Below are 6,621 nucleotides of genomic sequence, written 5' to 3' on the forward strand. Positions count from 1 at the left end.
ACTCCGCAAAATCCGCATAAACGCCTAGCCTGCTCTAAGATTTAAACTCGCGGCAAATTGTTCGGGCTAAATTTACGCAAAAATATGCATTAAACCTGCAAAATTTATCGTAAATTTCTCCGAGCGGTTTTCGCGCTTTATGAAATTTCCAGCACGATCTCCTTTTTTAGCCCGATCTGTTTGATCTCGAGCACGGAAGCGCCGCCCAAGCGCAGCGCAAGCACCTCCGCCTCGCTGCAGGCGCGGGCAAGGGCTATTTCGCGCAACACCTTGCCGCGCCAAGCCTTGGCGTAGTGGCTCAGCACCTTTCCGCCTTTGATGAAACTAAAACTCAAATATTCGTGCTTCATCTCATAAAATTTTTCGTAAAATCCCGCGCGCAGATCCACGACGCACTCATCCGCCAGATACCGATCCAGCGCGGCGGAGAAGCTATCGCGATAAAATTTCGCCGCGTCTATGCCGCCGAATTTCTCGCCCTGTTTGAGTTTGTAGTTCGGCAGCGCGTCGCCGCCCAGCACGGGGCCGAAAAGGTTTGAAAAAATTATCGTGTTTCGCTCCGCAAACTCCTGCGCGCCGGGGCTTAGCGACGCGTAGCCTAGGGCGCGATACGCGGTGCCGGTGTAGCGTAAAAGCGCCTTCGCGCAGCCTTTTTCAAAGATATTTTCGCGCAGAGCCACATCCCATTTTTTCAGCCCGAAAAGCTTGCAAAGCTCCGCCTCGCTCGCTTTATCCACGAAATCCGCATAGGCGCGCAGCATCTGCAGGCGCTTTTCGTAAAGATCTGCAAAGATGAAATTTCGCTCGCAAATGCGCGTGTCGCCGCCCAGCTCGCTTTTCATCTCGCTTGGGGAAAATAAAATTTTCATACGTTCTCCTTGAAATTTGCTAATTTTACTAAAATTTTGCTTGTATTCAAGCCCGCTTAAGCTCGCGCCGCCCGCTCAAATTTAAGCTAAGCAGCGTATAATGGCGCTAAAAATTCCAAGGACGAAAATGCTTTTAGAAGAGCCGCTGTTTTACTACCGCGAAATTTTAAAGACGCATCCGCAAAGCTACCTCGCAGAGGACGAGAGGCAGGTCATCATCGGCATTGATTGCGATTATTTCGACGGATTTAAGATGAGTTTTGAGGCTTTGAGGCTTAAATTTGATGAGGTAAAGGGCGCAAAAGAGGGTGCGAGCGAGTTTAAAAACGCGAGCTTTGCGGGACTTTTCGGCGTTTTGGGCTATGACATCGTGCGCGCGTTCGAAAATATCGGCGCACCGAAGCAGGCGCTATATGACTTCCCGCCGTTTTTTTACGCCGATGCCGCAAATTACCTGCACTACGATAAAATCAGCAAAATTTACGATTTTTACGGCAAAGACGCCCAAATTTACGAAAGCCTGCGCGAGCTTAGTTCGCAAGCCTCGCAGCAAAGCTCCGCCGAAGCAGCAGGCGCGCCGCAGAGTGCCGCAAAAGCGGACGCCGCGATAAAAGGCGGCTCAAAATCGCAAAGCGCGTCTGAGCCGGAGCCTAAGAAAAAAGAGCTTAAATTTAAAATTTTAACCGATCTGGGCGCCGAGGAGTCGCATTTTAGCGCGATGGTCGAAGCCGCAAAAGAAAAGATAAAAAGCGGCGACGTGTTTCAGGTCGTGCTGGGCGAAATTTTAGAAGTCGGTACGAATCTCGGCAGCTTGGAGTTTTACGAGCGACTCAAAAAGAACAATCCGAGCCCCTATATGTTTCACTTCCCGACGCCGTACGGCTGCGTCGCGGGCTCCAGCCCCGAGCTTATCATGGAGATCAAAAAGGACGAAATTTTCGTAGCTCCCATCGCGGGCACCCGCAGCAGAGGCGCGAATGCCGAAGCGGACGCAGCGCTCGAGCGCGAGCTTTTAAGCGACGAAAAGGAGCTTGCGGAGCATCGGATGCTGATCGATCTAGCTCGCAACGACATCGGCAAATTTGCCGAGCCCGCCTCGGTACGGGTGCAAAACGCGATGCGCGTCGTGCGCTACGAAAGCGTGATGCACATCGTAAGCGAGGTCTACGGCACCAAACCGCGCGGGGTAAGCGCGTTTGAGGTGCTCGGCACGATATTTCCTGCGGGCACGCTAAGCGGCAGCCCGAAGATTCGCGCGATGCAGATCATAAATGAGCTGGAGCGCTACGAGCGCGGCATCTACGGCGGCGGAATCGGATTTTGGCGCTTTAGCGGCGATGTGATGCAGGCGATCTTGATCCGCTCGGCGATCTTTGTAAATCGCGACGCGCAAAATGCCTGCTCGGACGAGGATTTTAAACGAAATTCCAACTTAAATTTAGATGCTGCTTGCGGCGAGGGGAATTCCGAAGCGACAGAGCTTTGCGACGGTGAAAATCCCGAGACGGCGGAGTTTTGCGGTACTGCGGCGCAAAAGGGCGGCGGCGAGGCGCAAAATTTAGCTCGCGCAGGCGAGCGCGACGCGACGTTAAATTTAAAAGCTCGCGCGGGCGGCGGAGCGCTAAATTTAGAGAGCAAGCCGAGCTTTAGCCGCGCAATGCGGTTTGAGACTGCCAAATTTAGCGCGGAGAATTTCGGCTGCGAAGGGCTAAACAACTCGTATTTATCGGAGCGGGCGCAGGTATCGTTTACGACAGCTCGCCAAAGAGCGAATACGCAGAGATCTGCAAAAAGCGCAAAAGCCCGCTAAAAGTGATCGAGGAGCTATGCGAGGAAGTTTAGACCCTTTAAATTTAGCTAGCCGGGCGCACCGCTTTTCGGTGCGAGTTTGATTCGGCTAAATTTAAAACGTGTCGCTGCTAAGACGTTAAATTTAACGGCTAGCTTCATTCGGCGCCGCAATGCCGAAATACATATCGGCCGCAAAGCAGCACAAAGTCGCGACTCAGTAATGCCGCAGCCGCGGGCGAAATTTTAAATTTAGCACGCAAGAGGCGCTAAAACGGCGCTAAATTTAGCCGCCACAAAGCGGTTAAATTTAAACTATTTATAATTTTAAAGAGGCGTAAACGCCCTAAAAAAGGATAAAATTTTGATTTTAATGATAGATAATTACGACAGCTTCGTTTTTAATATTTATCAATACATTTTGGAGCTAAGCGACGAGGAGGTGCGCTACTTCCGCAACGACGAGATAACGCTGCAGCAGGTGCGCGAGCTTGCCCCGTCGCACATAATCCTAAGCCCCGGGCCAAATCACCCAAAAGATAGCGGCGTTTGCTTAGAGATTTTGCGCGCGGATTTGGACGTGCCGATTTTGGGCGTGTGCCTTGGGCATCAGGCGATCGGATATGCGGCGGGCGCGGAGATAAAGCAGCTGGAGGTGCCGCTTCACGGCAAGAGCTCGGCGATCGAAATTTACGCAGATGGTGTGCTTTTTAGCGGACTGCCGCGTAAATTTGAAGTGATGCGCTACCACTCGCTTTATGTGGACGAAGCTACGCTGCCGCGCGAGTTTGAAATTTTAGCAAAGAGCGAAAACGACGGCATTATAATGGCGATGAAGCACCGAAGTAAGCCGGTTTTCGGCATTCAATTTCATCCCGAGAGCTTTTTTACTCAATACGGCAAAAAGATCATCGAAAATTTCATCAATTACGGCAAAAAGATAATTTTAAAGGAGAAACTCGTGGTAAATTTCGCCCCGTTTATGTTGAAGCTACAAAAGGGCTTCCCGCTAGACAGCGACGATTACGCCGTCATTTGCAAGGCGCTTTATGAGCAGGATTACGACATCGTGCAGCTTGCGGGATTGCTCGTGCTGATCAGCGAAAAATCGCTCTACCCAAGCAGCCTTACGGCGCTCGTGCGCAGTATATTAAAATACTCGGTCATCTACGACGATTCGAGCCCGATGTTTGACATCGTAGGCACAGGCGGCGATAGGCTAAAGACGATCAATATCTCCACGACCGTGGCCTTTATCGCGGCAAGCTTCGGCGTGCGCGTCGCAAAGCACGGCAACCGCGCGATCACCAGCAGATCGGGCAGCTCCGATGCGCTCGATGCTCTGGGCGTGCCGCTACTTAGCGATCTGGCGCAGATTAGAGCGCTGCTAGATCGCACCAGGCTGGCGTTTTTTCACGCGCCGTTTTTTCATAAGATCACCGCCGAGGTCAAGGAGGTGCGCAATCGCCTAAAAATAGGCACTGTCTTTAATATAATGGGACCGCTTTTAAATCCAAATTTGAGCCTAAGCAATCAGATCGTAGGCAATTATCTGGAGGAAGTAAACGGGCTCATCGCCGAAACGCTGATGATTTTGGGGCGCAAGCACGCTCTGGTGGTGCACGGTATGGACGGCATGGATGAGATCAGCCTGTGCGACGAGACGCTAATCCACGAGGTCAAGGACGGCAAAATTTTAGAATACCGCGTAAATCCCGAGCAGTTCGGCTTCGCTCGGGCATTTCACAGCGATATCGAAGGCGGCGACGGCGAGGCTAATGCTGAGATTTTAAAGCAAATTTTAAAAGGCGAGCTGAGCGGACCGAAATTTGATATCGTCGTGCTAAATGCGATGTTCGCGCTATACTGCGCGGATGTCGTGTCAAGCCCTGCGGAGGCTAAGCCGCTCATTTTAGAGGCGATCAGATCGGGCAAAACGTGGAAATTTTACGAAAACTACGTAGGGGCGAGAGCTTAGATGGCTAGCGGCGAAAAGAGGGAGTTTTTAAGCGAGCAGCTCATCAGCTATCTGGGTAACAAGCGCTCGCTGCTAGCGCCTATAGAGCGGGCGATCTGCGAGATTAAGGCGGAGCTTGGGCAGGGCAAGATCAGCTTCGCAGACGTCTTCGGCGGCAGCGGCATCGTCGCGCGACTGGCTAAAGCGCACTCAAACCTCGTGATCGCAAACGACCTGGAGGGCTACTCGCGCGCGATAAACTCCTGCTATCTTTCAAATTTTAGCGACGGGCTGTGGCGGGATTTGAGCGAGCTGCACGCCGAAATTTTAAGAAATTTTACGCCGAAGGAGAGTTTTTTTAGCGAGCTGTACGCGCCGAAGGACGATGAGAATATCAAGGCGGGCGAGCGCGCTTTTTACACGCGCCGAAACGCCCTGATTTTGGGCGGGCTTTGCGAGCAGATCGGTAAAATCCCGCAAAAATTTCGCGATTTTTTCACCGCGCCGCTGCTTAGCGAGGCGAGCATCCACTCAAACACGGGCGGCGTTTTTAAGGGCTTTTACAAGGACAAAGCGGGCGTAGGCAAGTTCGGCGGCAGCGGCGAAAACGCGCTAGCTCGCATAATGGGCGAAATTTCTCTGCGCCTGCCCGTGCTTTCAAATTTCGCCTGCGAAAGCGCGGTCTTTCAAGAGGACGCCGCGCGCTTTGCACAGAGTGCGCGCGAGCGCTTTTCGCAGCTTGACGTCGCGTATTTTGATCCGCCCTACAATCAGCACCCCTACGGCTCGAACTATTTCATGCTAAATTTGATCACGGATTTTATAAACGAGGGCAAGCGCCCAAATGCTGCGGGGCTTAGCAGGGTCTCTGGAATCCCCGCGGACTGGAACCGCTCGGCCTACAACAAAAAATCAAGTGCTGCTGAGGAATTTTTCGCGCTGCTGGCGAAATTTCCGGCGAAATTTTTAATAATCTCTTTTAATTCCGAGGGTTTTATCTCGAAAGCGGAATTTTTAAAAAACCTCGCGCACATCGGCTCCGTGCGCACGATAGAGATCCGCTATCCGACCTACCGCGCGAGCAGAAATTTAAACGCGCGCGAGCTTTATGTGACGGAATTTTTATATGTCGTACAGAAGTAAGATCAAAATTTGCGGCATCAAAAGCGCCGCCGAAGCCCGTGCGGTGCTGGCGTGCAGCTCGGCTTTCTGCGCAAATTTAGAGTGCGCGGACGGCGCCAAAAATTTACCGCAATCGAGTAGCGAGAGCTCAATAAAAAATTCTAATTTTTGCGGCGAAAATTCTAGGCGGAATTTTAATTCGGATGCCGAGAATTCTACGCGAAATTCCGGCAGCAAGAATTTCGCGCCAAATTTTAATCAGGGCGGCGAGAATTTTACCTGCCGCGCACAAAATCATGCAAATTTTACGTCCGAGCAAAATTCCGATTGCGATAAAAATTTCAGTAGCGATTCGCGAAATCTGGGCGACGGCTCGGGCGTGCGCGTGGAATTTTTAGGCGTGATATTCGTATCAAGCTCCAAACGCCGCGTCAGTGTAGAAACGGCTCGTGAGATCGCACGCATCGCGCATGAAAACGGCGCAAAGTGCGTCGGAGTTTTTGCTTTGAACTCCGAAAAACACGGCGTCGCGCCGTACGAGTACGAAAATTTTGGTGACAAAGCTCGCGGCGATAAAATTTACGCGGGCACGAGCGGCAGTATAGAATTTTACGAAAACGAGCGCGAGGATTTGAGCGTAAATTTAAACGCAAACCGCGCCGTGCCTGCTTCTGCAAAGGATCTGAATTCTGGAATTTTTGGCGCGGAAGCTTTAGATGAGGAGCAAATTTTAAAAATTTGTAACCTTTGCGAGCTGGACTGCGCTCAAATTTATGGACGCATAAGCGCGGATTTCAAAGCGCGGCTTAACGCGGCGGGCATAGAGGCGTGGCAAGTGCTAAGCATCGGCGCCGAAATGCCGCCGCTTGAGGGTTTGAGCTGCGG

At 51.7% G+C, this 6,621-nt stretch carries 4 protein-coding genes and 1 pseudogene; 4 read left to right on the top strand and 1 reads right to left on the bottom strand.

Features of this window, described 5'->3' with window-relative positions:
- Positions 1-137: 137 nt before the first annotated feature.
- The gene (locus tag Q0256_RS03200; protein ID WP_297959985.1) at positions 138-869 is read right to left on the bottom strand and encodes a YaaA family protein; all 732 of its coding nucleotides are present in this window, start codon (positions 867-869) and stop codon (positions 138-140) included.
- A 127-nt stretch (positions 870-996) separates the two neighbouring features.
- Between Q0256_RS03200 and Q0256_RS03205 the strand changes: the two genes are divergently transcribed.
- The 4 genes and pseudogenes from Q0256_RS03205 to Q0256_RS03220 all read left to right on the top strand — a co-directional run.
- A complete protein-coding gene (locus Q0256_RS03205; protein WP_297959987.1) occupies positions 997-2,679 on the top strand; it encodes an anthranilate synthase component I family protein in 1,683 nt (560 codons plus the stop codon).
- A 342-nt stretch (positions 2,680-3,021) separates the two neighbouring features.
- A complete protein-coding gene (trpD, locus tag Q0256_RS03210; protein ID WP_297959990.1) occupies positions 3,022-4,635 on the top strand; it encodes an anthranilate phosphoribosyltransferase in 1,614 nt (537 codons plus the stop codon).
- A complete protein-coding gene (locus Q0256_RS03215; protein ID WP_297959991.1) occupies positions 4,636-5,757 on the top strand; it encodes a DNA adenine methylase in 1,122 nt (373 codons plus the stop codon).
- A pseudogene (locus Q0256_RS03220) lies at positions 5,741-6,621 on the top strand (hypothetical protein); the annotation flags it as partial. The gene Q0256_RS03215 and the pseudogene Q0256_RS03220, both read left to right, overlap by 17 nt.

This window comes from uncultured Campylobacter sp., assembly GCF_937949835.1.
Classification (GTDB): Bacteria; Campylobacterota; Campylobacteria; order Campylobacterales; family Campylobacteraceae; genus Campylobacter_B.